The sequence below is a fragment of the Mesorhizobium ciceri biovar biserrulae genome (assembly GCF_001618845.1).
Lineage (GTDB): Bacteria > Pseudomonadota > Alphaproteobacteria > Rhizobiales > Rhizobiaceae > Mesorhizobium > Mesorhizobium ciceri.
Genome location: NZ_CP015064.1, coordinates 3,016,085 through 3,039,231, shown reverse-complemented (window position 1 = coordinate 3,039,231; position 23,147 = coordinate 3,016,085). Strand labels below are relative to the sequence as shown.

The 23,147-nt window shown below is 61.9% G+C and carries 22 protein-coding genes; 11 read left to right on the top strand and 11 right to left on the bottom strand.

Going from position 1 to position 23,147, the window contains the following annotated elements:
• The first annotated feature begins 58 nt into the window (after positions 1 to 58).
• From A4R29_RS14050 to A4R29_RS14025, 6 genes are all read left to right on the top strand, one after another.
• A complete protein-coding gene (locus tag A4R29_RS14050) occupies positions 59 to 856 on the top strand; it encodes a sterol desaturase family protein (protein WP_063172152.1) in 798 nt (265 codons plus the stop codon).
• Positions 857 to 958: 102 nt separating this feature from the next.
• Positions 959 to 1,657, top strand: coding sequence for a DUF2161 domain-containing phosphodiesterase (locus tag A4R29_RS14045; RefSeq protein WP_024503270.1), 699 nt, complete (start codon positions 959 to 961; stop codon positions 1,655 to 1,657).
• 56 nt (positions 1,658 to 1,713) lie between these two features.
• A complete protein-coding gene (locus A4R29_RS14040; RefSeq protein ID WP_032808257.1) occupies positions 1,714 to 2,121 on the top strand; it encodes a DUF930 domain-containing protein in 408 nt (135 codons plus the stop codon).
• A gap of 181 nt (positions 2,122 to 2,302) precedes the next feature.
• Positions 2,303 to 2,965 (top strand): TerC family protein, encoded by a 663-nt coding sequence (locus A4R29_RS14035; protein WP_013531644.1) that lies wholly within the window; start codon positions 2,303 to 2,305, stop codon positions 2,963 to 2,965.
• Positions 2,966 to 3,101: 136 nt separating this feature from the next.
• Entirely contained in the window at positions 3,102 to 4,415 is a 1,314-nt protein-coding gene (gene rimO / locus A4R29_RS14030) for a 30S ribosomal protein S12 methylthiotransferase RimO (RefSeq protein WP_013531645.1), read from the top strand.
• A gap of 109 nt (positions 4,416 to 4,524) precedes the next feature.
• Positions 4,525 to 5,631 (top strand): acyltransferase family protein, encoded by a 1,107-nt coding sequence (locus A4R29_RS14025; RefSeq protein WP_063172151.1) that lies wholly within the window; start codon positions 4,525 to 4,527, stop codon positions 5,629 to 5,631.
• Positions 5,632 to 5,678: 47 nt separating this feature from the next.
• On the opposite strand, the gene A4R29_RS14020 is transcribed toward A4R29_RS14025, so the two are convergent.
• The 8 genes from A4R29_RS14020 to A4R29_RS13985 all read right to left on the bottom strand — a co-directional run bounded on the left by A4R29_RS14020 (position 5,679) and on the right by A4R29_RS13985 (position 13,986).
• Positions 5,679 to 6,746, bottom strand: coding sequence for a BMP family ABC transporter substrate-binding protein (locus tag A4R29_RS14020; protein WP_013531647.1), 1,068 nt, complete (start codon positions 6,744 to 6,746; stop codon positions 5,679 to 5,681).
• A 49-nt stretch (positions 6,747 to 6,795) separates the two neighbouring features.
• On the bottom strand, positions 6,796 to 7,716 hold the full coding sequence (locus tag A4R29_RS14015; protein ID WP_063172150.1) for an ABC transporter permease: 921 nt from the start codon (positions 7,714 to 7,716) through the stop codon (positions 6,796 to 6,798).
• Positions 7,716 to 8,846 (bottom strand): ABC transporter permease, encoded by a 1,131-nt coding sequence (locus A4R29_RS14010; RefSeq protein ID WP_027161611.1) that lies wholly within the window; start codon positions 8,844 to 8,846, stop codon positions 7,716 to 7,718. Before A4R29_RS14010 ends, A4R29_RS14015 begins: the two co-directional genes overlap by 1 nt.
• Complete coding sequence (locus A4R29_RS14005; protein WP_063172149.1) at positions 8,843 to 10,420, bottom strand: ABC transporter ATP-binding protein; 1,578 nt, start codon at positions 10,418 to 10,420, stop codon at positions 8,843 to 8,845. The genes A4R29_RS14010 and A4R29_RS14005 overlap by 4 nt, the downstream gene beginning before the upstream one ends.
• Before the next feature lie 133 nt (positions 10,421 to 10,553).
• Positions 10,554 to 11,531: a quinone oxidoreductase family protein gene (locus A4R29_RS14000; RefSeq protein WP_013531651.1), complete on the bottom strand. Its 978-nt coding sequence runs from the start codon at positions 11,529 to 11,531 to the stop codon at positions 10,554 to 10,556.
• A gap of 57 nt (positions 11,532 to 11,588) precedes the next feature.
• Positions 11,589 to 12,395 (bottom strand): phosphatidylcholine synthase, encoded by an 807-nt coding sequence (pcsA, locus tag A4R29_RS13995; RefSeq protein ID WP_024503276.1) that lies wholly within the window; start codon positions 12,393 to 12,395, stop codon positions 11,589 to 11,591.
• A 23-nt stretch (positions 12,396 to 12,418) separates the two neighbouring features.
• Complete coding sequence (locus A4R29_RS13990; RefSeq protein WP_013531653.1) at positions 12,419 to 13,033, bottom strand: DUF1326 domain-containing protein; 615 nt, start codon at positions 13,031 to 13,033, stop codon at positions 12,419 to 12,421.
• 14 nt (positions 13,034 to 13,047) lie between these two features.
• On the bottom strand, positions 13,048 to 13,986 hold the full coding sequence (locus A4R29_RS13985) for a DUF2182 domain-containing protein (protein WP_082827564.1): 939 nt from the start codon (positions 13,984 to 13,986) through the stop codon (positions 13,048 to 13,050).
• A gap of 70 nt (positions 13,987 to 14,056) precedes the next feature.
• Here A4R29_RS13985 and A4R29_RS13980 point away from each other — a divergent pair, with 70 nt between their 5' ends.
• Positions 14,057 to 15,268, top strand: coding sequence for a UbiH/UbiF family hydroxylase (locus tag A4R29_RS13980; RefSeq protein WP_063172148.1), 1,212 nt, complete (start codon positions 14,057 to 14,059; stop codon positions 15,266 to 15,268).
• On the opposite strand, the gene A4R29_RS13975 is transcribed toward A4R29_RS13980, so the two are convergent.
• Positions 15,245 to 16,207: an AEC family transporter gene (locus tag A4R29_RS13975; RefSeq protein WP_063172147.1), complete on the bottom strand. Its 963-nt coding sequence runs from the start codon at positions 16,205 to 16,207 to the stop codon at positions 15,245 to 15,247. The two genes, A4R29_RS13980 and A4R29_RS13975, sit on opposite strands and share 24 nt — an antisense overlap.
• Positions 16,208 to 16,332: 125 nt before the next feature.
• Here A4R29_RS13975 and hspQ point away from each other — a divergent pair, with 125 nt between their 5' ends.
• Complete coding sequence (gene hspQ, locus A4R29_RS13970; protein WP_027161605.1) at positions 16,333 to 16,656, top strand: heat shock protein HspQ; 324 nt, start codon at positions 16,333 to 16,335, stop codon at positions 16,654 to 16,656.
• 73 nt (positions 16,657 to 16,729) lie between these two features.
• On the opposite strand, the gene A4R29_RS13965 is transcribed toward hspQ, so the two are convergent.
• On the bottom strand, positions 16,730 to 17,359 hold the full coding sequence (locus A4R29_RS13965; RefSeq protein ID WP_013531658.1) for an invasion associated locus B family protein: 630 nt from the start codon (positions 17,357 to 17,359) through the stop codon (positions 16,730 to 16,732).
• 260 nt (positions 17,360 to 17,619) lie between these two features.
• Between A4R29_RS13965 and A4R29_RS13960 the strand changes: the two genes are divergently transcribed.
• Both A4R29_RS13960 and A4R29_RS13955 read left to right on the top strand, forming a co-directional pair.
• Positions 17,620 to 19,440 (top strand): extracellular solute-binding protein, encoded by a 1,821-nt coding sequence (locus A4R29_RS13960; RefSeq protein ID WP_063172146.1) that lies wholly within the window; start codon positions 17,620 to 17,622, stop codon positions 19,438 to 19,440.
• Between the two features lie 17 nt (positions 19,441 to 19,457).
• Positions 19,458 to 20,138 (top strand): DsbA family oxidoreductase, encoded by a 681-nt coding sequence (locus tag A4R29_RS13955; protein ID WP_063173679.1) that lies wholly within the window; start codon positions 19,458 to 19,460, stop codon positions 20,136 to 20,138.
• A gap of 37 nt (positions 20,139 to 20,175) precedes the next feature.
• On the opposite strand, the gene A4R29_RS13950 is transcribed toward A4R29_RS13955, so the two are convergent.
• Positions 20,176 to 20,604, bottom strand: a complete 429-nt coding sequence (locus A4R29_RS13950; protein ID WP_063172145.1) for a hypothetical protein — start codon at positions 20,602 to 20,604, stop codon at positions 20,176 to 20,178.
• 602 nt (positions 20,605 to 21,206) lie between these two features.
• Between A4R29_RS13950 and A4R29_RS13945 the strand changes: the two genes are divergently transcribed.
• Entirely contained in the window at positions 21,207 to 23,111 is a 1,905-nt protein-coding gene (locus A4R29_RS13945) for an ABC transporter ATP-binding protein/permease (RefSeq protein WP_063172144.1), read from the top strand.
• Positions 23,112 to 23,147 lie beyond the last annotated feature (36 nt).

The window sequence follows — 23,147 nt, the reverse complement described above, 5'->3', positions numbered from 1 at the left end:
TTTGGAAAGGGAGATGTGGTTCCTCTCAGAGGCGCGGACTGCGCGCTGAGGCGAATCGATGGATATCTTTGGCATCAAGGCACTTCTGATCTGCGCCCTGATCTTCATTCCGTTCGAACATCTGTTTGCCGAGCGGCCGCAGAAGATCTTTCGCAAGGGCTTCGCTGTCGATCTGATTTATCTGCTGTTCAACGGCTTCATCATAAAGCTGGCCATCGTCATGATGGCGGCAGGCGCGCTCGGTGCCGCTGCACTCCTGGTCCCGCAAGCGATAACGCATGCCGTCAGCGGCCAGCCCGTCTGGCTGCAGGTTGCCGAAATCATCGTGATCACCGATGTCGGCGTCTACTGGACACATCGGGCCTTTCACAAAATCCCGGCGCTTTGGAAGTTCCATGCCGTTCACCACGGCATTGAGGAACTCGACTGGCTCGGGGCCTTCCACAATCATCCCGTCGACGCCATCGTCACAAAGGCAATATCGCTGACGCCGATCTTTTTCCTCGGCTTCTCGGAAGCGTCGATCGCCGTCTTTTCGACTCTCTACCTTGGACATACGCTGCTTGTGCATTCAAACGTGCGGATTCCGTTCGGCCCCTTGAGGTGGCTGATCGCCAGCCCGCAGTTCCATCGCTGGCACCATGCCAACCAGCGCGAAGCCTATGACAAGAACTTCGCCGGGCAGTTGCCTTTCCTCGACGTGCTGTTCGGCACCTACAATCCCACCGGTGACAAGGTGCCGGACAAGTACGGCGTCGACGATCCGATCCCTTCCACCTATTTCGGCCAGATCGGCTATCCGCTCCTGCGCCGCAGGAAGCTGCCGAACCGGGCGGTGCCGAACGCCGAAGCCTGACGGCTGGCCCGGCGTTGCGGTATCCACACCGGTCCCCTTTCGAGCCGCAGAACGCCGAACCACCGGAAGGCTTTTCGTCTCGAATCGGCTAAACCTTGCGCCATGAACGAGACCTCACTCTATGCGCCGGTGAAGCGGTTCCTCGAAAGCCTCGACTTTGTCGTCAAAGGCGAGATCGACGGCTGCGATGTTGTTGCGTTGCGCGAGGGGGAGCCGCCGGTTGTCGTCATCTGCGAGTTGAAGCTGCAGTTCAATCTCGAACTGGTGCTGCAAGGTGTCGATCGTGCGGCGGCCTGCGACGAGGTGTGGCTGGCCGCGCGCATGTCGGCTCGCGGCAAGGGACGCGAAAGCGATGCCAGGTTCCGCAATCTCTGCCGCCGGCTTGGCTTCGGCTTGCTTGGCGTGACCGCGACGGACCGGGTCGAGGTGCTTCTCAGCCCGATCGCGCTGGCGCCGCGCAAAAATGCCCGCCGGCGCTCCCGCCTGGTCGACGAGCACCAGCGCCGTCGCGGCGATCCCGTTGCCGGAGGAGGATCGCGCAATCCGATCATGACCGCCTATCGCCAAAGCGCCCTCGCCTGCGCTGCCGCCATGGTGGATGGCCCCAGGCGGCCGCGAGATCTGAAGGCGGTGACGCCGATCGCGCCCAAGATCCTGCAGCACAATGTCTATGGCTGGTTCGCGCGCGTCGACCGCGGCCTGTACGATCTTACCGATGCCGGCCGTGCCTCTTTGGTCCGTTGGCCGCAGGCATCGCACGACGAATCCCGACACGCAATTTTGAACGCAGCAGCCATATGATTGAAGATTCCCGCAGCGTCCGAGGCGGTCCGCTCGGTTGATTTCTCCGACAAAATATGTTGCTTGTCCCGCCCATGAAGAAGCTCTGCATGACCGCCTTGGCGTCAGTGACACTGAGTTTTCCAGCCAGCGCAATGGACAATGCATTGCGCGCCGGACTGATGAAACTCGATCCCCAAACTCGCCTTGAACAGCGTTGCGACGCCGAAGTGCTCGACCGCATCACCCATGACGATCGCAAGTTCAAAGCCGATCGCGTCGTCGCCTACGCCTTTGCCACGCCCGAGATGGGCGCCGATGCAATCAAGAGCCCGGGTGCTGCGTTTCGCAGCAAGGGGCAGTGGTATAGGCTGAAATTCAAGTGCCAGACCGGGCCGGACCATATGGAAGTCTTGCAACTCCGCTACCGGATCGGCGACGAGATTCCGGAAGCCGACTGGGCAAAGTATAATCTCTACGATTGATTGGCGATCGGCCATGGTTTTGCCTGGCTGTCGGCGAGTGCCGCGAGCATTGGATCTGGCTTGACGTAACGATGCTTCGGTGATGGCGCCACGCGTGATCCCTTGACGCCAAGGGACCACCAAGTTAGGGCCTCTGGGTAATCGACGAACACTCGGCAAAATCAGCAAGGGCTTCCGGTCGATGGACATTTTTTTCAGCGCTGCCAGCCTGACCGCCCTGCTCCAGGTCATCGCCATCGACCTCGTGCTGGCCGGCGACAATGCGATCGTCATCGGCCTTGCCGCTGCCGGCCTGCCGGCTGACCAACGCAAGAAGGCGATCCTCATCGGCGTGATTGCGGCAACGGTGCTGCGCATCGGTTTTGCCGCAATTACCGTCAAGCTGCTGGCGATCGTCGGCCTGCTGCTGGCCGGCGGCATCCTGCTGCTGTGGGTCTGCTGGAAAATGTACCGCGAGCTGCGCACGTCACATGCCGATGAGCTGGAAGCGACCGAGGCGCTGTCGAATTCGGACCTCAACAGTGACCAAGCAGTCGCCGGCAAGTCGAAGCGCAAGACCCTTGGCCAGGCTGCCTTGCAGATTGTCGTCGCCGATGTGTCGATGTCGCTCGACAACGTGCTGGCGGTGGCTGGAGCGGCGCGTGATCATTTTCCGGTGCTGGTCATCGGCCTTGTGCTGTCGATCGCGCTCATGGGGCTGGCTGCGACCTTCATTGCCAAGCTGCTGCATCGCCACCGCTGGATCGCCTATGTCGGCCTGCTGATCATACTCTATGTCGCGCTGGACATGGTCTATCGTGGCGCGGTGGAGGTCTGGCCACATGTGAACAACGTGGTCGGCTGAAGCTGGCGGACATCCGCATCTTCACTCCGTCGAAGCAAGACCGCCGTGCGTTTTGCCGCATCGCGGGCCTGCCCATACCAATGCCGCAATAAGTGTGGTACTGCGCCGGCAATCCTGAAAAGCCCGGAAACCCTCTATGTCCGCTCCCCGCGTGAGTTTTGTCAGTCTTGGATGCCCGAAGGCCCTCGTGGATTCGGAGCGCATCATCACGCGCCTGCGCGCCGAAGGTTACGAAATCGCACGCAAGCATGACGGCGCCGACCTCGTCGTCGTCAACACCTGCGGTTTTCTCGATTCCGCCCGCGACGAGTCGCTCAACGCCATCGGCTCCGCGCTTTCGGAAAACGGCCGAGTGATCGTCACCGGTTGCCTGGGCGCCGAGCCGGACGTCATTCGCGAAAAGCACCCGAATGTGCTGGCGATCACCGGGCCGCAGGCCTATGAGAGCGTGATGGCCGCGGTGCATGAGGCCGCACCGCCTTCGCACGATCCCTATATCGATCTCCTGCCGCCGCAGGGTGTCAAGCTGACGCCGCGCCACTACGCCTATCTCAAGATTTCCGAAGGCTGCAACAACCGCTGCACCTTCTGCATCATTCCCGCACTGCGTGGTGACCTCGTCTCGCGGCCGGCGGCAGATGTGCTGCGTGAGGCTGAGAAACTGGCCAAGGCTGGCGTCAAGGAACTTCTGGTCATCTCGCAGGACACCAGCGCCTACGGCATCGACATCAAGTACCAGACGTCGATGTTCGGCGACCGTGAAGTGCGCGCAAAATTCCTCGATCTTTCGGAGGAACTGGGCAAGCTCGGCATCTGGGTGCGCATGCACTACGTCTACCCCTACCCGCATGTCGCCGACGTCATCCCGCTGATGGCGGAGGGCAAGATCCTCCCTTACCTGGATATCCCGTTCCAGCATGCCTCGCCGCAGGTGCTGAAAAACATGCGACGGCCCGCGCATGGCGAAAAGACGCTCGAGCGCATTCGCGGCTGGCGCGAGGTCTGTCCGGATCTGGCCATCCGCTCGACCTTCATCGTCGGCTTCCCCGGCGAGACGGATGACGATTTCGAGATGCTGCTCGACTGGCTCGATGAAGCCAAGATCGACCGCGCCGGCTGCTTCAAATACGAGCCGGTCCGCGGCGCCCGCTCCAACGATCTCGGTCTCGAACAGGTCCCGCAGGAAATCAAGGAGGCGCGCTGGCACCGCTTCATGCAGCGCCAGCAGAAGATTTCGGCGACACAGCTGGCCAGAAAAGTCGGCAAGCGCCTCCCGGTGCTGATCGACGAGGCGCATGGCACATCGGCAAAGGGCCGCACCAAATACGACGCGCCCGAGATCGATGGCTCGGTGCACATCCAGTCGCGTCGTCCGCTGCGCCAAGGCGATATCGTCACCGTCAAGATCGACCGTGCCGACGCCTATGACCTCTATGGTTCGGCGGTCTGACGCCTCGTTCCGCCGTAAATTTACTACATCTGGCGATAATCTAGGCCTCTTAACCCGCTCAGCCGCGATCCGCTCTATGGTTTGCTGACCGTAGATGCGGGAAATGCGGATGAACACCAGACCTGCGGAACAAAATTACATTGCGACGCTGGACCTGCTCAGGCTGGTCGCGGCGATGGCTGTCGTGTTCTTCCATTATTTCTTTCGCGGCGCGGCTGCCGAGGGCATTCTGGCTGAGGGTTATCCGCTTGCGGCACCGTTCGCCCTCTACGGCTATCTCGGCGTCAATCTGTTCTTCCTGATCAGCGGTTTCGTCATTGCCTGGTCGGCGGAAAACCGCAGTTGGGACCAGTTTGCGGTCGCGCGGTTCGTTCGCCTCTATCCGGGCTTCCTGCTCTGCATGACGATCACCTTCGCGATTGTCTTCCTTGCCGGGTCGCCGCTGCTTTCGGCCTCTTTCGTTCAGTATGCCGCCAATCTGTCGATGTTGGCGCCGGCGTTCGGCCAGCCCTTCATGGACGGCGTCTACTGGTCGATCGTTCTTGAGCTGGTGTTCTACGGCTGGGTGACGCTGGCGCTGCTCACCGGGCTGTTTCAGAGACGCAAGCTGGAGCTGATCTTGATCTGGCTGGCGATCTCGGCCTTGAACGAGTTCTTCATCGGCAGCGGCGCCGCCAGGCTGCTGTTCATCACCGAGTTTGGACCGTTCTTCGCCGCCGGCGTGCTGGTCCACCACCTGCATGCGCATGGCCGTTCACTGCCTGCAATGCTGCTGCTTGCCGCCGCCTTCCTGATCTCCTGCGGCACGCTGTCGGTGACGCAGCACTGGATGCTTGGCCACTACGGCATCGCCGTTTCGTCGGCCAATCTCGTCATCGCCAACGTCGTCATGCACGCGGCCTTGATCGGTGCGGTGCTGCTGCGCGGCCGTATCAGGGCATCGGGGCTCACTCTGGCGCTGGGCGGGCTGACCTATCCGCTCTATTTGCTGCACCAGGACATCGGCTATCTCGTCATCAATGCGGCAACGCCCCTTATCGGCAAATGGTTTGCCGCCTTTGGCTGCGGCGCACTTATGCTTTTCGTTTCGTGGGCAATCTGGCGCGCCTGCGAACGACCCGCACAGCGGTTGCTGAGGATTTGGCTCGGCCGCGCGGTCGATGCTGGCCTGGCGCGATTTCGTCGCGTCTCAGCCGGAGCGCAGCCCGCCGAATGAAAAAGGGCGCCTCGCGGCGCCCTCCTCATTTCGATCTCTTGCGCTGCTTACTGCGGCAGCTTGTCGTCGACACCCTTCACATAAAAATTCATGCCGAGCAGCGTGCCGTCATCGGCGACTTCGCCATCCTTCAGCCACGGCGTGCCGTCCTGCTTGGCGATCGGCCCGGTGAAGGGGTTCCAGCCGCCGGCGATCTTCTTCTCGGTGGCCTCCGCCATCGCCTTCACGTCGTCGGGCATGTTGGTGTAGGGGGCGAGCTTGACCGCGCCGTCCTTGATGCCAAGCCAGACATTGTCCGGCTTCCAGGTGCCGTCGAGGGCTGCCTGGACCCGGCTGATGTAATAGGGACCCCATTCGTCGGTGAGCGAGGTCAGCTGCGCGTTCGGCGCGAACTTGATCATGTCGGAGGACTGGCCGAAGCCGTGCAGCTTGCGCTCCTCGGCCACCTGCAGGGCAGCGGTCGAATCGGTGTGCTGGACGATAATGTCGGCACCCTGGTCGAACAGCGCCTTGGCGGCGTCGGCTTCCTTGCCCGGATCGAACCAGGAATTCACCCAGACGATCTTGGCCTTGAAGTTCGGGTTGATCGACTGCGCGCCGAGCATGAAGGAGTTGATGCCCATCACCACTTCCGGGATCGGGAAGGAAACGATGTAGCCGGCAACGCCTGCCTTCGATTCCTTGGCGGCGATCTGGCCGAGCACATAACGGCCTTCATAGAAACGCGCATTGTAGATGCCGAGATTGTCAGATGTCTTATAGCCGGTGGCGTGCTCGAACATCACCTTCGGGAATTTCTTGGCGACCTTCACTTCCGGGTCCATGAAGCCGAAGGAGGTGCCGAAAATGATCTTGCAGCCTTCGCGTGCCAGGCGCTCGAAAGCGCGGTCGGCGTCGGGGCCTTCCGAGACGTTTTCAAGATAGGCGGTTTCGACCTTGTCGCCGAGCGCCTTCTCCACTTCGAGACGGCCCTGGTCGTGCTGGTAGGAATAGCCGAAATCGCCGATCGGGCCGGTGTAGACCCAGCAGGCCTTCAGCTTGTCCGCGGCCTCGGCCGTCGCTGCCAGCGACATGGCGGCGGTCGTGGTCATCAGGGCAATAAGCAGTTTTTTCATCGTGTTACCTCTCTGAGTTAGCCTTGGAGCTTCCCGTTTGTTTTTGTTGTCAACGATCCGGAACGAATGGCTGCCCCAAGGAAGCCGGCGTGTTCATCATCGTCAGACGCTTGTTGCGCGAGATTAGAACGAGAACCACGACGGTTGCCAGATAGGGCAGCGAAGAAAGGAACTGTGAGGGCACTGGAATGCCAAAAGCCTGTGCATGAAGCTGGCCGATCCACACCGCGCCGAAGATGTAGGCGCCGGCCAGCACCCGCCATGGCCGCCAGGAGGCGAACACCACCAGCGCCAGCGCGATCCAGCCGCGGCCGGCGCTCATGTTCTCCACCCATTGCGGCGTGTAGACCAGCGAGAGATGGCCGCCGGCGAGACCGGCACAGGCGCCGCCGAAGATGACCGCGAGGTATCGGTAGCGGATGACCTTGATGCCAAGCGCATGCGCCGAGGTGTGGCTGTCGCCGATCGAACGCAGCGTCAGCCCGGTGCGGGTCTTGAACAGGAACCACATGACGGCGGCGGTCAGCGCGATCGAAATGTAGAAGATCGGATCCTGGCCAAACAGCAGCCTGCCGACCACAGGGATTTCCGTCAAGCCGCGAATGTCGAGGTTGGGCAGCCTTTCGCCGGGCTGGCCGACGAAGCTGGTGCCCATCATGCCGGACAGGCCAAGGCCGAGCAGCGTCAGCGACAGGCCGGTCGCCACCTGATTGGTGGCCAGCGACAGCGTCATGACGGCAAACAGCAGCGAGAACACCGCGCCCATGGCAATGGCCGCCAAAAGGCCGATCCAGGGCGATCCGGTGAGATAGGTTGCGCCGAAGCCGCCGACGGCGCCCATGATCATCATGCCTTCGACGCCGAGATTGAGTACGCCGGAGCGCTCGACCACCAGCTCACCGATTGCCGCGATCAGCAGCGGCGTTGCCGCGGTGGCGATGGTCAGAAGGATGTTTACGGTGATGTCCATCAACGGGCTTCCTTCAGCTTCGGTGCGGCTTCGAGTTTGGCCACGCCTTCCGGTTTGGTCAGCGCCAGGCCGACCAGGCGTATGCGGTAGTGGATGAGCGTGTCGCAGCCGAGTACGAAGAACAAAAGCATGCCCTGGAACACCCGCGCCACCTTGTCGGAGATGCCGAGCGCGCTCTGCACTGCTTCTCCGCCGAGATAGGTCAGTGCCAGCACCAGTCCGGCGGCAACGATGCCAAGCGGGTTGAGACGGCCGAGGAACGCCACGATGATGGCGGTGAAGCCGTAGCCGGGCGAAATGACGGGCTGCAGCTGGCCGATGGCGCCCGAGACCTCCGAGATGCCGGCAAGTCCCGCCAGCGCGCCCGACAGCAGGAAGGCAAAGAACACCATCCGGTTGAGGCCGAAGCCGGCGAAGCGTCCTGCCCGCGGGCTCGAGCCCAGCACGCGCACCTCGAAACCTTTCAGCATGCGGCTCATCAGGATCCAGACCAGCACCGCGGCGACCAGCGCGAAGACAAAACCCCAGTTTGCCCGTCCGGCATCCGGCATCAGTTCCGGCAACACGGCCGAATCGTTGAACTGGATGGTCTGCGGGAAGCCATGGCCCTGCGGATCGCGCCAGGGGCCGCGCACCAGCCAGTCAAGGAAAAGTTGCGCGACATAGACCAGCATCAGGCTGGTCAGGATCTCGTTGGTGCCGAAGCGCGTCTTGAGCAGAGCCGGGATCGCCGCATAGGCCGCACCTCCGACCATGCCGAGCAACAGCATCAACGGCAGCACCAGCGGGCCTTCGAACTGCGGAAACAGTACTGGAAGCATCGAGCCAACGATGCCGCCGAGGATGAACTGGCCTTCGGCGCCGATGTTCCAGATGTTGGCCTTGTAGCAAACCGACAGGCCGACGGCGATCAGGATGAGCGGCGCGGCCTTGATCGCCAGCTCATGCAACTGCCAGACTTGGCTGATCGGCTCGATGAAATAGATGTTGAACGCAGTCAGCGGATTGACGCCGAGCAGCGCGAACATGACGGCCCCGGCAATGATGGTCAGCGCGAAGGCGATGAACGGCGACAGGGCCGAAAACAGCATGGAACGCTGCGGACGTTTGACGAGTTCGAGGCGCATCATGCCGTCTCCAACGTGTGTTCGGCGTGACCGGGTTCGGCGCCACCCATCAGCAAGCCGACCTTCTCGAAGGTCGCTTCGGCGATCGGCATCGGCTTTGACAACTCGCCATTGTGCATGACGGCGATCGCATCCGAGATCTCGAACAGCTCGTCGAGATCCTGGCTGATCACCAGCACTGCCGATCCGCTGCGCGACAACTCGATCAAGGCCTGGCGGATGTGGGCGGCAGCGCCCGCATCGACGCCCCAGGTCGGCTGGTTCACCACCATGACGCTTGGCCGGCGGTCGAGTTCGCGGCCGACGATGAATTTCTGCAGATTGCCGCCCGAAAGAGCCGCGGCCTCCGGATCCGGCGCACTCTTGCGCACATCCATCGCCTCGATGATGCGTTGGGACGCGGCCTGGATGGCGGCGCTCTTGACCATTCCGCCGGAACCGACGAACGCGTTGCCGTCGGTGGCATGGCGCGACAGCAGCAGGTTTTCGGAAAGCTTCATGCGCGGTGCGGCACCGTGGCCGAGGCGTTCCTCCGGCACGAAGGCAGCGCCCAGCAGGCGCCGTCCGGTGATGGTGAGGCTTCCCGAATCCTTGCCGCGAATGCGCACCGAGGCGGCATCCTGCTGCAGCACTTCGCCCGAAACGGATTCGAAGAACTCGCCCTGACCATTGCCGGCGACGCCGGCGATGCCGATCACCTCCCCGGCGCGGACGTTCAGGTTGATGCCCTTGAGCGGGATCGAGAACGGCGTTGCCGGTTTGCGGCTGAGATTGCGGATTTCGAGCAGCGGCTGCGCCTTGTCGATGCCCTCGACCGGCGCGCGCACCACGGCCTGCACCTCGTTGCCGACCATCATGCGAGCCAGCGAAGAGGCTGTTTCCTCACGCGGATTGCAATGGCCGACCACCTTGCCGTGGCGCAGCACGGTGGCGCGGTCGCAGATGCGTTTGACCTCTTCGAGCCGGTGCGAGATGTAGAGGATGGATTTGCCTTCCGAGCGCAGGCGCTCCAGCGTCTCGAACAGCTTGTCGGCTTCCTGCGGCGTCAACACCGAGGTCGGTTCGTCCAGGATGATGAGCTGCGGCGTCTGCAGCAGGCAGCGGATGATTTCGATGCGCTGGCGCTCGCCCACCGACAGGTCGCCGACCAGCGATTCAGGATCGAGCGGCAGGCCATAGCTGAAGGAAAGCGCCCTCGCCTTCGCAGCGATGCTGCTGATCGGCGAGCCGTCGTCCAGCGACAGCGCGATGTTTTCGGCCGCGGTCAGCGCCTCGAACAGCGAAAAATGCTGGAACACCATGCCGATGCCGAGCTTTTTCGCGACGCCCGGGCTGGAAATCCTGACGGCCTGACCGTTCCAGAAGATCTCGCCGGCATTGGGCTCCAGCGAGCCGAACAGCATCTTGACCAGCGTCGACTTGCCGGCGCCGTTTTCGCCGAGCAAGGCGTGGATCTCACCCCTGGCGATGTCGAGATCGATATGATCGCACGCCGTCAGCGTGCCGAATATCTTGGTGAGGCCACGCACCTCAAGCAGGTTCGTGCCGTCCTGATTTGCACTCACAGTGCCTCCCATCTGGTTAGCCAGACATGTTCTGTGTTCCCGCAGGCATGGTAGGCGCGGCCGGCTCTCATCGGAAAGCGGCACACGTCTTGAAAGAGCTTCAAGAATTTCAGCGGAAATTCAAGGGATAGCAAGGCAGAACGAACTAAGGGATGAGAATGGTCGTCCCTGTGGTCCTGCGGCCCTCGAGGTCGGAATGCGCCTTGCCGGCGTCCTTCAGCGCGTAGCGCTGGTTGATCTGGATCTCGACCGCGCCGCTGAGCACGACCTCGAACAGGGCGGCAGCAGAAGCGTCGAGGTCCTCGCGTTTTGCGTTGTAGACGAACAGTGTCGGCCTTGTTGCGAACAACGAGCCCTTCTGTGCCAGCAACGACATGCTGAACGGCGGTATAGGTCCCGAGGACTGGCCAAAGCTGACGAACATGCCGAGCGGCCGCAGGCAGTCGAGCGAAGCCGGAAACGTGTCGTTGCCGACCGAATCGTAGACGACATCGCATTTTTTGCCGCCGGTGATGGCGGCGACGCCGGCGACGAAATCCTGTTCCTTGTAGTTGATGACGTGATCGAAACCATGCGCCCTGGCGAGCTCGATCTTGTCGGACGAGCTGGCGGTGCCGATGACGGTGGCGCCGAGATGTTTTGCCCATTGGCCGAGGATCAGGCCGACGCCGCCTGCAGCGGCATGGAACAGGATCGTGTCGCCGGCCTTCACCTTGAACGTCCGCCGCAGCAGATATTCCGCGGTCATGCCCTTCAGCATCATCGCTGCGGCCTGTTCGTCGCTGATGCCATCCGGAACCTTGACCACGCGGCTGGCATCGATGACGCGTTCTTGCGCGTAAGCCCCCGTCGTCACGGCATAGGCGATGCGATCGCCCGGATTCAGCCAGTCGACGCCATGGCCGACCTCCAGCACCACGCCGGCGGCTTCGCTGCCTGGCACGAGCGGGAAGCCGCCGGGTGGCGGATAGAGACCGGAGCGATGGTAGACATCGATGAAATTAAGGCCGATCGCGGTGTGCCGGACCAGGATCTGCCCGGATCCAGGCTGGCCGGGATCAGCGTCCTCATAGGTCAGAACTTCCGGGCCGCCATTGGCATGAATGCGGATCGCTTTGGACATTGCTAGGCTTCCTGTGGGCTAGGCTTGTGGGGCCAGGCTCCCTGTGGGAGTGGCCGATCAGGCCTTTTTGGCACCGAGATTGGGAAAGAACTGCATGATGCCACCGATGCAGGCAAGATAAAGCCCGGTGATAGTGATGCCGATCTTGGTGAAGGTGCTGACCTGCTCGCCCAGCACGCCGATCTGATCGTAGAAGGCGGCGAGTGCCGCTTGGGCCAGGGCAAGCGCGCCGAAAGCGCACCACAACAGGGTCATCCCAAGGTTGATGCGCCGCAGCCGCACCACCCGCACCGGGTGGATGAAGTTGATCGGCACGAAAGTCAGGACGCCGGCCACCACCACCACCGCGAACGAAACCCATTGTCCGGGCTCGATGACGAACAGGGTGAACACCACCATGTTCCAGACCACCGGGAATCCCTTGAAGAAATTCTCCTTCGTCTTCATGCCGGTGTCGGCATAGTAGATGGCGCTGGAAACGACGATGATCGCCGCCGACAGGAATGACAGGCCCTCGCCCATGAAGCCGCGCTGATAGAGCGCGAAGGCCGGGATCAGCACGTAGGTCACGTAGTCGATGATGTTGTCGAGCAGTTCGCCCGACCATGTCGGCAGGATCTCCTTGACCTCGAGTTTTCTGGCGATCGGCCCATCGATGCCGTCGACGAACAGGGCCAGCCCGAGCCACCAGAACATTGCGGTCCAGCGCTCTTCACTTGCCGCCACGAGCGACAGGAAGGCCAGGAATGACCCCGAGGCGGTCAAAAGGTGGACGGAGAACGCCCTCGCCTGCGGCCAGGTGACCTTCTTCTTCGGGCGCGGAATCCGGTCCGTGATCTTTTTGGCGGCTTTTCGTGCTGCCAAATTCCTGGCCGTTGTGTTCTTGCTCACGGGCCCCGCCAATCCAGCTTGCAGATTTCGGCCGAACGGCCGGCGAAATTCCAGTTGCGGCCAAAAGCCCGCATCTTGCTCTTGTCGGACCTGGCCACGATGATCTCGGGCGCGATCCAGTATTCCGAATTGCTGATCACCGTATCCTTGTCACGGTCCTTGCCTTGGATGGGTGTGACCGCTCCGTCGATAATCCTGGGTATCTGGAAGATACGCGTTTTGTCACGCGTCTCATAGGTGATCGGCACCTGCTCGACACCGAGGAATTTGCCGACGAGGATTGAGAGCAGCGATGTGGTTCCACCTGCCTTGCCCGTGAAGATCTTTGTCAGCGCCTTGACCGCATAGACAGAGGCGCGGCTGTCGATGAACAGGCCCGCGGTCCAGTTGCCGCGGCTCATATAGCCTGGGATTTCCATGATCAGCCCAAGATTGAGCCCGGACAGATCGACCTCACCGAAATGGCCGGCATCGATGCGAAACCCGGCCCATGTCTGGCAATAGCCTTCGGTCGGCGGATGATTGCCAAGCGAGAGCACGCAAGGGCAAAAAACCGTGCAATTGCAGGAGAGTACGAGCTCTCCCTTCATCGCCCAGCTCTGGTCTGCCATCGATTTTCCCCCACTCACAGCGAGACTACTAGCAGCGCGGCTGCCCAGACAAGCAGTATCGCACCGGCCAGCCGGGTTGGAACCCTGCTGGCCGTTTGTTTTTCGATCAGGGTGAACAGGCCGATCAACGCCATCCAGAAAACGTTCATGATGCCAACGGCGAACATCACCAGCATCAAGGCCCAGCAGCAGCCCAGACACCACAGACCTTGCGCGACACCGAGCCGAAAGATGTTAAGGGGCCTTGCGCTCCAGCTCGCGAAAAGGATCGAGAACGGGTTCTTGCATTTCTTCAGGCAAGCTTCCTTCAGGCCGCTGAACTGGTAGAGGCCGGCAATCAGCAGAGCGAGCGCACCGGCAATGCCGACGACCGGATCGAGAATCCCGGCTGACGAAGCGAATGCATGGACGGCCAAGGTCAGCGCCGCGAACGCAATTGAAGCGGCGAGCCAGACGCTGAGATAGCCGGCGACCAGCAGCAGCGGGTGAACGACCGGTTCGCCCTTGATGCGTGCCGTGTCAGCGATCTCGCAATAGGTGCGTATCATCGGCGCCGCCGAAGGCAGCATCGTCGCGATCGCCATCAGGAACCACATCGAAACGAGCGCGCCGGCCCGCAAGCCGAGACCTGCGTCCAAAGGGACCGGTGAGAGGCACAGCACAAAGAACCGTTCCAGGAAATAGGGCAGCGGCAGTTGCGGCAGGCTGCGAAGGATCGTGTCGCCAGGGGCGCCGACGCCCGCAATCCCTGTCTCAGCCCCGCGGATTGCCATCGCCGCAAGAGACAGCCATGCAAGCAGGATGCAAGCGCCGACAACGACGTTTACCGTCACCCGGGGATTGCGCGCGATGCCGGCCACGGCGCGGCCGACGCGGTCGAGATGGCTGAAGTCGTCCTGCTGACCGGTCATGACATCCGAATGGGCCGAATCGCCGCGTTGATCAAGCGGCATGATCTGACCTATATGCTGATCGAACGGCAGGTCGGGTGGACCGCCTCGCATTGCAAGCCGGAAGCCGATCTTGGAGCATCAGCAAACTGCGCGGATACTGGTTGCCGGCACGGGGCCGGCAGGGCTGATCGCGGCACTGGGTTTTGCCGCCGAAGGTTTCCCGGTGACACTGGTCGGGCCGGAGGTTACCGCCCCCGATGGTCGCACGACGGCCCTGATGAACCCTGCCTTGAAAGTGCTCGACCGGCTCGGCGTGCTCGAAGCCGTCATATCCAAGGCGGCGCCTCTGAAAGTGATGCGCATCGTCGACGCCACCAGCCGGCTGATCCGCAGCCCGGTCGTCACCTTCCGTGCCAGCGAGATCGACGAGGATGAATTCGGGCTGAACCTTCCCAACAGCGTCCTCACCCCGGCACTCGCCGGCGCCGTTGCCGCGCATGCCGGCATCGACTGGCTGAGGTCGATGGTGGCGAACTGGCATCTCGATGCCGAGCACGTCCGTGCCGTCCTGACCGACGGCAGCACGGTCGACGCAGCGCTGGCGGTCGCCGCCGATGGGCGGTTGTCACCGGCGCGCCAGGCAGCCGGCATCTCGACTTCGGCCCGCTCCTATCCGCAGGCAGCTCTCGTCCTCAATTTCGGCCATAGCGGCGACCACGCCTTCACCTCGACCGAATTCCACACCGAGACCGGTCCGTTCACGCAGGTCCCGCTGCCCGGCAATCGCTCCAGCCTGGTCTGGGTGGTCAAGCCCGAGACCGCGACCGAGCTCGCCGCGCTGGACGATGCGACACTTTCTCAGCGGGTCGAACAGCAGATGCAGTCGATGCTGGGCCGGGTGGCTGTCGAGCCGGGCCGGCAGATCTACCCGCTATCGGCGGTGACGCCGCTGCGTTTCGCAAGGGATCGGGTGGCGCTGGTCGGCGAAGCCGCCCATGTGTTTCCGCCGATCGGTGCGCAAGGCCTCAACCTCGGCATCAGAGACGTCGACGATCTAATTGGAATCGCATGTGAAAATCGATCCGATCCGGGCGCAGCCAAGGCGCTTGCAGCCTACGATTTCAAGCGCCGCCCCGACATTCTGGCGCGCAGCAGCGCGGTCAACCTGCTCAACATGTCGCTGCTTTCCGACATGCTGCCGGCGCAGATGGCCCGCGTTGCCGGGCTCGGCGTGCTCGGAGGCTTCGCGCCGCTTCGGGCTTTTTTCATGCGCGAGGGGCTTCGTCCCGGCAGTGGTTTTGCCGCGCTTGCCGGCGGATTAGGGAAACAGGTCCGGCGCTAGGATATTGTGCCGGATCAGGTAGAGCAGCCCGGTAACGGTCACGACCGACAGGCAGGTTGTGATCAGCACACTGGCCGACGCTCGCTGTACCCAGACGCCATACTGCTGGGCGATGACGAAGACGTTCGTGGCGGTCGGCAATGCGGCCAGAAGCACCGCCGAGAAGACCCATGTCTCAGAGAAATTGCCGATCCAGCTCAGCACGACATAACAGAGCAACGGGTGCAGGATCAGCTTCAGCGCCGCGATCGGAACCATCTCATGCGGGACGCGATTGAGCGGCCTGAGCGCCAGCGTGACGCCCATGGCAAACAGCGCGCAAGGTGCGGCCGCATGGGAAAGATATTCTAGAAATCGCTCCACCGGCACGGGCGGTCGAAAGCCGATATAGGCGGCGCCGACACCCAGGGCGGTTGCGATGATGAACGGATGCAGCACGATCTTGCGCAGGACGCCCAGGGCAAGCCGGAGAGGAGTGGTCTTCTCGTCGCCAGACAGCGCCATCATCATGGGCGCGATGGCGAAATGCATGATGTTCTCGAAACAGAAGATCAAGGCGACCGGCACAGCCGCCTCCTCGCCGAAGGCCAGCAGCGCCAGCCCCGGCCCCATATAGCCGATATTGCCATAGGCGGCCGCGAGCGCCTTGATGGTCGATTGCGCTATCTCGCCGCGCGACGTCAGGACCGATCCCATGAACATCAAGGAAAATATCATGAAGGTCGAGACGACCGAACCGAAGATGAAGCGCCATTCCGTCAGGTCTTCAAACGGCGTCTTGGCAAGCAGCTGGAAGAAAAGTGCCGGCAGCGCGACATAGACGATGAACGTGTTCATCCAGCCGAGCGCGTCCAGCGGCTGCCTGGTGATGCGCGCCACCAGAAACCCGACAAAAATCAAGCCGAAGAATGGAAGAACAAGACCGACGACGTCAGACATTTTTATGCTGGTCCGAAACCCTGGCGCCGGGCTAGCCCGTTGCTTAATAGGGCGTCAAGCGCCTCGGGATTGAATTGATGCGCGGTCTGCGCCAAATAAGCTCAAGGAATTCAGTGGTGAGTACGATGAAAACAGCCAAATTCGCAATCGGACAGGTGGTTCGCCACCGGCTGTTTCCATTCAGGGGCATCATTTTCGATGTCGATCCGCAATTCGCCAACACCGACGAATGGTACGAAGCCATCCCCGCCGACGTGCGGCCGCGCAAGGATCAGCCTTTCTATCATCTGCTCGCCGAGAATTCGGAGACCGAATACATCGCCTACGTCTCCGAGCAGAATCTGCTTGAGGATCAGTCGGGTGAGCCGGTCCGGCATCCGCAGATCAAAGAGATGTTCGACAAGAGGCCGGACGGCGGCTACCAGCCGAAACGGCAGTCCACGCATTAGCCTACTGGAAGACAATCACAAAAAAAGCGGGGCATGAACCCCGCTTTTTTGTTGGCTCGGCGATATCGGCCGATCAGTTGGCGGTCTTCGCCTTGTCCTGCTCTTCCTTGAGCTTCTTGGCGAAATCCTGGTTGTTCTTGGCGACGAAGTCCTGAAGCTTCTTCTGCCTGTCCTCGATGTCCGACTGCTGCAGCGCCGGGCCGTCATAGGCGCCGCTGAAGCCCTGCAGGGCGATCTTGATCGGATTGGGCTGGTTCTGGAAATTGACCGAAGTCAGCGTGATCGCCTGGCCTTTCTTGAATGCCGCGACGAGCTGATCGGTCAGCGGCACTTCGGCCACGCAACGATCCGGGAAGCAAATCACATAGTCGAGCTTCTGCGCCTTGCCGGTGTCGATCTGCAGGCCGATGCCGGGAGGCACCAGACGGCCGGTCGGAACCGTCACCTGGAACACCTTGCGGTTCACCTTGCCCTTGAGCTCGATCAGGCTGACGCCGGTGACCAGCTGGCCATTGCCGGCAGTGGTGATGTTCTGGACGTTGCAGATGTCGACGTCTTCCTGCTTGGTGCAGGCCTTGAACCAGCCTTGCGGAATCTGCTGCTGCTGCTGTGCGGAAGCGGCGGGAAGTCCTGCGCCGAGAAAGCCGACCACGCCAGCGGCCATGACCGACAGGCGGTACGCGTTGCTGTTCAGGCTCGTCATGTCGTGCACTTCCTCTCAAATGATCCCGGGACCGGCTTCTTCGTGCCGTGTGGTCCAGCTACCTGTTGCCGAAATGAGGCAACAGAATGACTTCGGAGGGCGTGTTACACTGCAAGCGAGGCCGAATCCAGCCCGGCGCCTGCGATTCTTGGCCGTGCGATTTGGGCCGTGCGATTTGGGCTGATGTATCTGGCCGGAGCGCGGTGGCGCCATGCTAGGGTGCAGTCCGAATCATCAAGCCGCCCAGTAAGGAGACGGTCATGGGCCGCGTTCTTGTTTGGCTGATCACCGCGATATCGTTTCTCGCCCTTTCGCATCAGCCGGCCGCATCGGAGCCGAAGCACGCCATCGCCATGCAGGGCGAGCCGGCGCTGCCGCCCGACTATACGCATTTCAACTACGTCAATCCCGACGCGCCGAAGGGTGGCTCGATCACCTATTGCGTCGTCGGCAGCTTCGACAATCTCAACCCTTTCATCCTCAAGAGCCTGCGCACCACGGCGCGCGGCATGATGGATACGATCTTCGGCAATCTGGTCTTCGAGCCGTTGATGCAGCGCAATGCCGACGAGGCTTTCACGCTCTACGGTTTGTTGGCCGACAGCGCCGACATGGATCCGGAGCGCAAGAGCATCGAGTTCCATCTCAATCCGAGGGCCAAATGGTCGGACGGTCAGCCGGTGACGCCGGAGGACGTGCTGTTCAGCTATGATGTCTACACCGACAAAGGCCGCCCGCCTTACAGCGACCGCATGGCCAGGGTCGCCAAGCTCGAAAAGACCGGCGACCACAGCGTGCGCTTCACCTTCAACGACAAGGCCGATCGCGAATTCCCGCTGATCATCGCGCTGACCCCGATCATCCCGAAGCACGCCTTCGACAAGGAGACTTTCGACAGGACGACGCTCAAGCCGGTGATCGGCAGCGGTCCGTATACGATCGCGCAGGTGCAGCCAGGCCAGCGCATCGTCTTCAAGCGCAACCCGGACTATTGGGGCAAGGATGTCCCCGCCAAGCGCGGTTTCGACAATTACGACCAGATCACCATCGAGTATTTCCTCAACGCCAACGCCAAGCTCGAAGCGTTCAAGAAAGGCCTCTGCGCCATCGATGACGACAGCGATCCGGTGAAGCGCGAGCGCGATCTCGATTTTCCGGCCTTCCACAAGGGCGACGTGATCGCCGAAACCTTCGACACCGGCATTCCGCCGGTGGTGACCGGTTTCCTGTTCAACACGCGGTTGCCGAAATTCGCCAACCCGGTCGTGCGGCGCGCGCTCGGCATGCTCTACGACTTCGAATGGGCCAACAAGAACCTGTTCGGCGGCAAATACACGCGCACGATGAGTTACTGGCAGAATTCCGAGCTTTCCGCGCTCGGCCATCCGGCCGACGACAGGGAGAAAGCGCTTCTGGCGCCCTACCCCGGCCGCGTGCCGGCCGATGTCATGGACGGCACATGGCGGCCGCCGGTGACCGACGGATCGGGCCAGGATCGGCGCGTCTTGAAGGCAGCTTTCGATCTTTTGAAAAGTGTCGGCTACCACGTGCAGAATGGAACGATGCTTGATCCCGAAGGCAAACCCTTCGGCTTTGAGATCCTGACCGCTTCGCAGGACGAGGAGCGCCTTGCCGGCATCTATCAGCGCACGCTGGAGAAGATCGGCATCAATCTCACCATTCGCAGCCTCGACGGCGATCAGATACAGTCGCGCAAGCAGCGCTTCGATTTCGAGGTCTTGGTCGGATCGAGCGGCTTCAACAATTCGTTGTCACCCGGCATCGAGCAGAGCGGGCGCTGGAGTTCGACTGCCGCCCGGACGGAAGGCTCGTTCAATCTCGCCGGCGTCGCCGACCCGGCTGTGGACGCGGCAATCGAGGCGATGCTGCGCGCCCGTTCCAAGGAGGATTATGTTGCCGCCGTTCGCGTTCTCGACCGGCTGCTGATCTCCGGCAACTACATGGTGCCGATGCAGTACAACACGCAGCAATGGATCGCCTACTGGAACTACCTGGAACATCCGCAAAAGACGCCCATATTCGGGTATCAACTGCCAACATGGTGGCGCAAACCCAACTGAGGGATCAGGAGATCGAGATGAGCGAATTGAACGCCATCACCGTCGATGTGGTGTCCGATGTCGTCTGCCCCTGGTGCTTCATCGGCCAGAAGCGGCTCGACAGGGCAATCGCGGCCGTGAGCGATGTCGACGTGCATGTCCGCTGGCGGCCGTTCCAGCTCGATCCGACCATTCCGCCCGAAGGCAAGGACCGGCGCGAATACATGCTGGCAAAATTCGGCAGCGACGAGCGCATCCGCGAAATTCACGCCCGCATCGAGCCGCTGGGCGAAGCGGAAGACATTTCCTTTGCCTTCGACGCCATCAAGGTGGCGCCGAACACGCTGGATGCGCACCGGCTGATCCGCTGGGCAGGGGCCGCCGGCGAAGCCATTCAGAACAGGCTTGTACGGCGGCTGTTCCAGCTGAATTTCGAGGAAGGCGCCAACATTGGCGATCATGCCGTGCTGGTCGAGGCGGCGCGCGAGGCCGGCATGGATGCGTCCGTGGTCGCCTCGCTTTTGCCGACCGAGGCCGATGTCGAGGCGGTGCGCACCGAGATCGCCACCGCGTCGCGCATGGGCATTTCTGGTGTGCCGTGCTTCCTGCTCGAGGACAAATACGCCGTCATGGGCGCGCAGGATGCCGATACGCTGGCCGATGCCATTCGCCAGGTGGCGGCTGCCAAGGCGCGAGGCGAACTGGAAAAGGCCGGCTGAGCCGACCGCCCTCTCCTCACCGCGACGGCAGCAAACGTTACTTCACCGTCGCTTTGGCCTTGCTGATGAAAAATCCATGGCCGTTCGTCGCCGTGCAGGTCAGTCCCTTGGTTGACGACTGGCACGAGAACGGCCCGGCGCTCCAGCTGTTGCCGTAGCCAAGCTTGTCGACATCGCTGCAACAGCCCTGCTCGCCTGGGTTCTTGATCAGCGTTGCTGGCCCCTTCGGACCCAGGATAATCGTGACGTAGTTTGGCTCGACGCGCGAGCAGCTCAGCTCCGGGCCGCCATCCCTCGGCTCATAGGTGCCGGTGCCGCCTTTGGGCGTGTAGATGCAGCCGATGTTGCCGGACGGCGTGTCGAACTCGATCTGGCCCTCGGCGCTGGCCGGAATGCTTTGCTCGCCGGCATGCGCCAAAGGTACAAAGGCAAAGAGGGACAGGATTGCGGCCGCGCGTGCAAGCATTGGGAGCTTCCTTATTGGAGAACCGGACATGCATGAGTGTCGACGATGCCGGGCAAGGTTCAATCCCAGGCGGATGAATTGTCAAACGCAGTCCCTCAGCCGATCCGACAAGACGGAACGCGCCGCTCGATCGATTCTCTCGTCAATTCCTGCCCCCGGCAGGGACGACCACGGCAATCCTGGCGAGTCACGAGCCGCAGATTTTCGAGCTCTCTGGGCCGTCCGCAGTGAGAAAACCGATCGCTCGACACGATTTCGAGTTCACGAAACCGTGTGAAAGCCTTCCCTAAGGGAAGCCGCACCAGCGTCACGACTCGATAGATCAAACACATGAAATTAAAAGCAATATCCGGATTTTTGTCGACCGTTGTCGCTATATTTCAGCATGTAATCTGTTGCCTCACGGCAACGGCTGTCGGGGCAATCCGGTCGGCCCGGTTTTAAATTAATGGAAAATGATCAATTGGTGTTACCATCCGTAACAAAAGAAAAAAGGTTTGGGCGGGATAGTGATTCGGGTCGGTAGACCATCGCAAGAGTCAGTACCGGAAAAAACACCTCGCGATGCCGCAGGGCGATCGCTTCTGACGCCGGTGTCGTCGATGCGCAGCTTCTGGGGCCTGATGCGGGCCTACTGGGTTTCCGACCGCTGGAAGGAAGCCTGGACGCTGACGCTGGTGATCGCGCTGCTCACGGCGTTGTCCAGCAAGGCCGGTGTCTGGTTCGCCGAAGCCTCGGGCGAACTGGTCAATTCCATCGCCTTCTTCCATGACGCCGCCAACACCACGCCGCTTCGCTCGCTTTTGGTCAATGCCGGCGTCCTCGTGCTGCTGGTCGTACTCAAGGACGCTGGCTTCACCGGCATCCGCAACCTTGTCTCGGCGACGTTGCACCGCAAATGGCGCGGTTGGCTGGACAGCCGCTTCAATGAAGCGCTGCTGGACGGCAATCATACGCATTTCCATGCCCAGCACGCGTCGACCGGCAGCGGCGCACCGGCCCCCGACAACATCGACCAGCGCGTCCAGGAATCCATCAAGGACATGACCGGTGGCGCCATCGGGCTCGCCATGGGCGTGCTTGGCGTTGCCACATCGCTCTATTTCGTCGGCCAGAAGCTGCTCGAAAACTCCGTCGAGGTGAAGGGGCTGGAATTTCTCGGCAGCTATGGCAGCGCCATCCTCGCCTTCCTGGCCGTCGCCACCTACGTGCCGCTGAACACTTGGATCGCGGTCAAGCTCGGCGGCCTGCTCGAGCGCCTCAACGTCAGGATGCAGCAGGCCGAGGGCAGCTATCGCGGCGAGCTGACGACATTCCTGCGCCGCTCCTTCCATGTCGCGGCGTCTCAGGGCGAAGGCGTGCAAAGGACCATGCATGGCCGGCTTTATGTCGACATCGACGGCACCTGGACGCGGCTGAACATCGTTAACACCGTCTACATGTCGTTCGAGCTGATCTACAATTTCATCGGTGCCCGCATTGTCGCCTACGGACCGGGCCTGGTGCCGTTCATCCACAACGGTCTCGACCTCAAGGGCTACATAACCGGCTCCGAACTGGTCAATTCGCTGATCGGCCAGTGTTCGTGGTTCATCCACGTCATGCCCGCCATCGCCACGTTGCGCGCCAACAGCCAGCGTGTCACCGAGCTGGCCAATGCGATCGAGAATGTCCAGCATCCGCAGGAATTCTACAGCCAGACCGGCCGCTCCGACTTCCACTATGCCAGCCAGAACCCGGTTTTCGGCCTGACCATCCAGAAGCTCGAACTGGCGCATCAGGGCGAGGACGCGACGCCCTTTCTCAGCGTCGCCAATCTGCGCTTCCGGCGCGGCGAATGGACTTTCCTGAAAGGCGAGTCCGGTTGCGGCAAAACCTCGCTGATCAAGGCGATCAACGGCCTGTGGCCCTATGGCCGCGGCACCATCGTCTTCCCCGAAGGCGTCAAGAGTTTCTATGCCGCCCAGGAGGTCAAGCTGCAGCCTGTGTCGCTGAAACAGTTGGTCTGCCTGCCCGGCTCCGAGCACGACCATGGCGATGCGCAGGTGGCGTCGGCGCTGCACAAGGCGGGGCTCGGCGACTTTATCGAGCACATGGCCGGCGAAAGCCGCGAAGGCAAAAGCTGGGACCAGGTTCTGTCGGGCGGCCAGAAACAGAAGCTGGTGGTGGCCCGCATCGTGCTGCAGCAGCCGGGATTGCTGTTCCTCGACGAGGCGACCGGCGCGCTCGACCCCGATGGCAAGGTCGCCTTCCACCAGGCCATCAAGGACAACTGCCCCGATGTCACGGTGATCTCCGTCATGCACGAGGCGGTGGCGCCGAGATCAATGACCGGCAGCGAATTCTATCACAGCATCGTCGCGATCGCCGACGGCGTCGCCACCAAGAAGCCGCTGGTTCCGACCCTGCCCGCCGAACTCACCACCATTCTGGTGCAGCCAAGGCCGGCCCCAAGGCCGGTCGAGGACAAGTGGCTGCGCTTCTCGCGCCGGCTGAAGCAGAAATAACGGCTATTCCACCCTGGTCTGCCTGGTCGAACGGCG

Excerpts from the sequence above, each read along its gene's own strand:
- A4R29_RS14050 (WP_063172152.1), top strand. The coding sequence starts at position 59 with ATGGATATCTTTGGCATCAAGGCACTTCTGATCTGCGCCCTGATCTTC.
- A4R29_RS14045 (WP_024503270.1), top strand. The coding sequence starts at position 959 with ATGAACGAGACCTCACTCTATGCGCCGGTGAAGCGGTTCCTCGAAAGC.
- A4R29_RS14040 (WP_032808257.1), top strand. The coding sequence starts at position 1,714 with ATGTTGCTTGTCCCGCCCATGAAGAAGCTCTGCATGACCGCCTTGGCG.
- A4R29_RS14035 (WP_013531644.1), top strand. The coding sequence starts at position 2,303 with ATGGACATTTTTTTCAGCGCTGCCAGCCTGACCGCCCTGCTCCAGGTC.
- rimO (WP_013531645.1), top strand. The coding sequence starts at position 3,102 with ATGTCCGCTCCCCGCGTGAGTTTTGTCAGTCTTGGATGCCCGAAGGCC.
- A4R29_RS14025 (WP_063172151.1), top strand. The coding sequence starts at position 4,525 with ATGAACACCAGACCTGCGGAACAAAATTACATTGCGACGCTGGACCTG.
- A4R29_RS14020 (WP_013531647.1), bottom strand. The coding sequence starts at position 6,746 with ATGAAAAAACTGCTTATTGCCCTGATGACCACGACCGCCGCCATGTCG.
- A4R29_RS14015 (WP_063172150.1), bottom strand. The coding sequence starts at position 7,716 with ATGGACATCACCGTAAACATCCTTCTGACCATCGCCACCGCGGCAACG.
- A4R29_RS14010 (WP_027161611.1), bottom strand. The coding sequence starts at position 8,846 with ATGATGCGCCTCGAACTCGTCAAACGTCCGCAGCGTTCCATGCTGTTT.
- A4R29_RS14005 (WP_063172149.1), bottom strand. The coding sequence starts at position 10,420 with ATGGGAGGCACTGTGAGTGCAAATCAGGACGGCACGAACCTGCTTGAG.
- A4R29_RS14000 (WP_013531651.1), bottom strand. The coding sequence starts at position 11,531 with ATGTCCAAAGCGATCCGCATTCATGCCAATGGCGGCCCGGAAGTTCTG.
- A4R29_RS13990 (WP_013531653.1), bottom strand. The coding sequence starts at position 13,033 with ATGGCAGACCAGAGCTGGGCGATGAAGGGAGAGCTCGTACTCTCCTGC.
- A4R29_RS13985 (WP_082827564.1), bottom strand. The coding sequence starts at position 13,986 with ATGCCGCTTGATCAACGCGGCGATTCGGCCCATTCGGATGTCATGACC.
- A4R29_RS13975 (WP_063172147.1), bottom strand. The coding sequence starts at position 16,207 with ATGTCTGACGTCGTCGGTCTTGTTCTTCCATTCTTCGGCTTGATTTTT.
- hspQ (WP_027161605.1), top strand. The coding sequence starts at position 16,333 with ATGAAAACAGCCAAATTCGCAATCGGACAGGTGGTTCGCCACCGGCTG.
- A4R29_RS13965 (WP_013531658.1), bottom strand. The coding sequence starts at position 17,359 with ATGACGAGCCTGAACAGCAACGCGTACCGCCTGTCGGTCATGGCCGCT.
- A4R29_RS13960 (WP_063172146.1), top strand. The coding sequence starts at position 17,620 with ATGGGCCGCGTTCTTGTTTGGCTGATCACCGCGATATCGTTTCTCGCC.
- A4R29_RS13955 (WP_063173679.1), top strand. The coding sequence starts at position 19,458 with ATGAGCGAATTGAACGCCATCACCGTCGATGTGGTGTCCGATGTCGTC.
- A4R29_RS13950 (WP_063172145.1), bottom strand. The coding sequence starts at position 20,604 with ATGCTTGCACGCGCGGCCGCAATCCTGTCCCTCTTTGCCTTTGTACCT.
- A4R29_RS13945 (WP_063172144.1), top strand. The coding sequence starts at position 21,207 with ATGCGCAGCTTCTGGGGCCTGATGCGGGCCTACTGGGTTTCCGACCGC.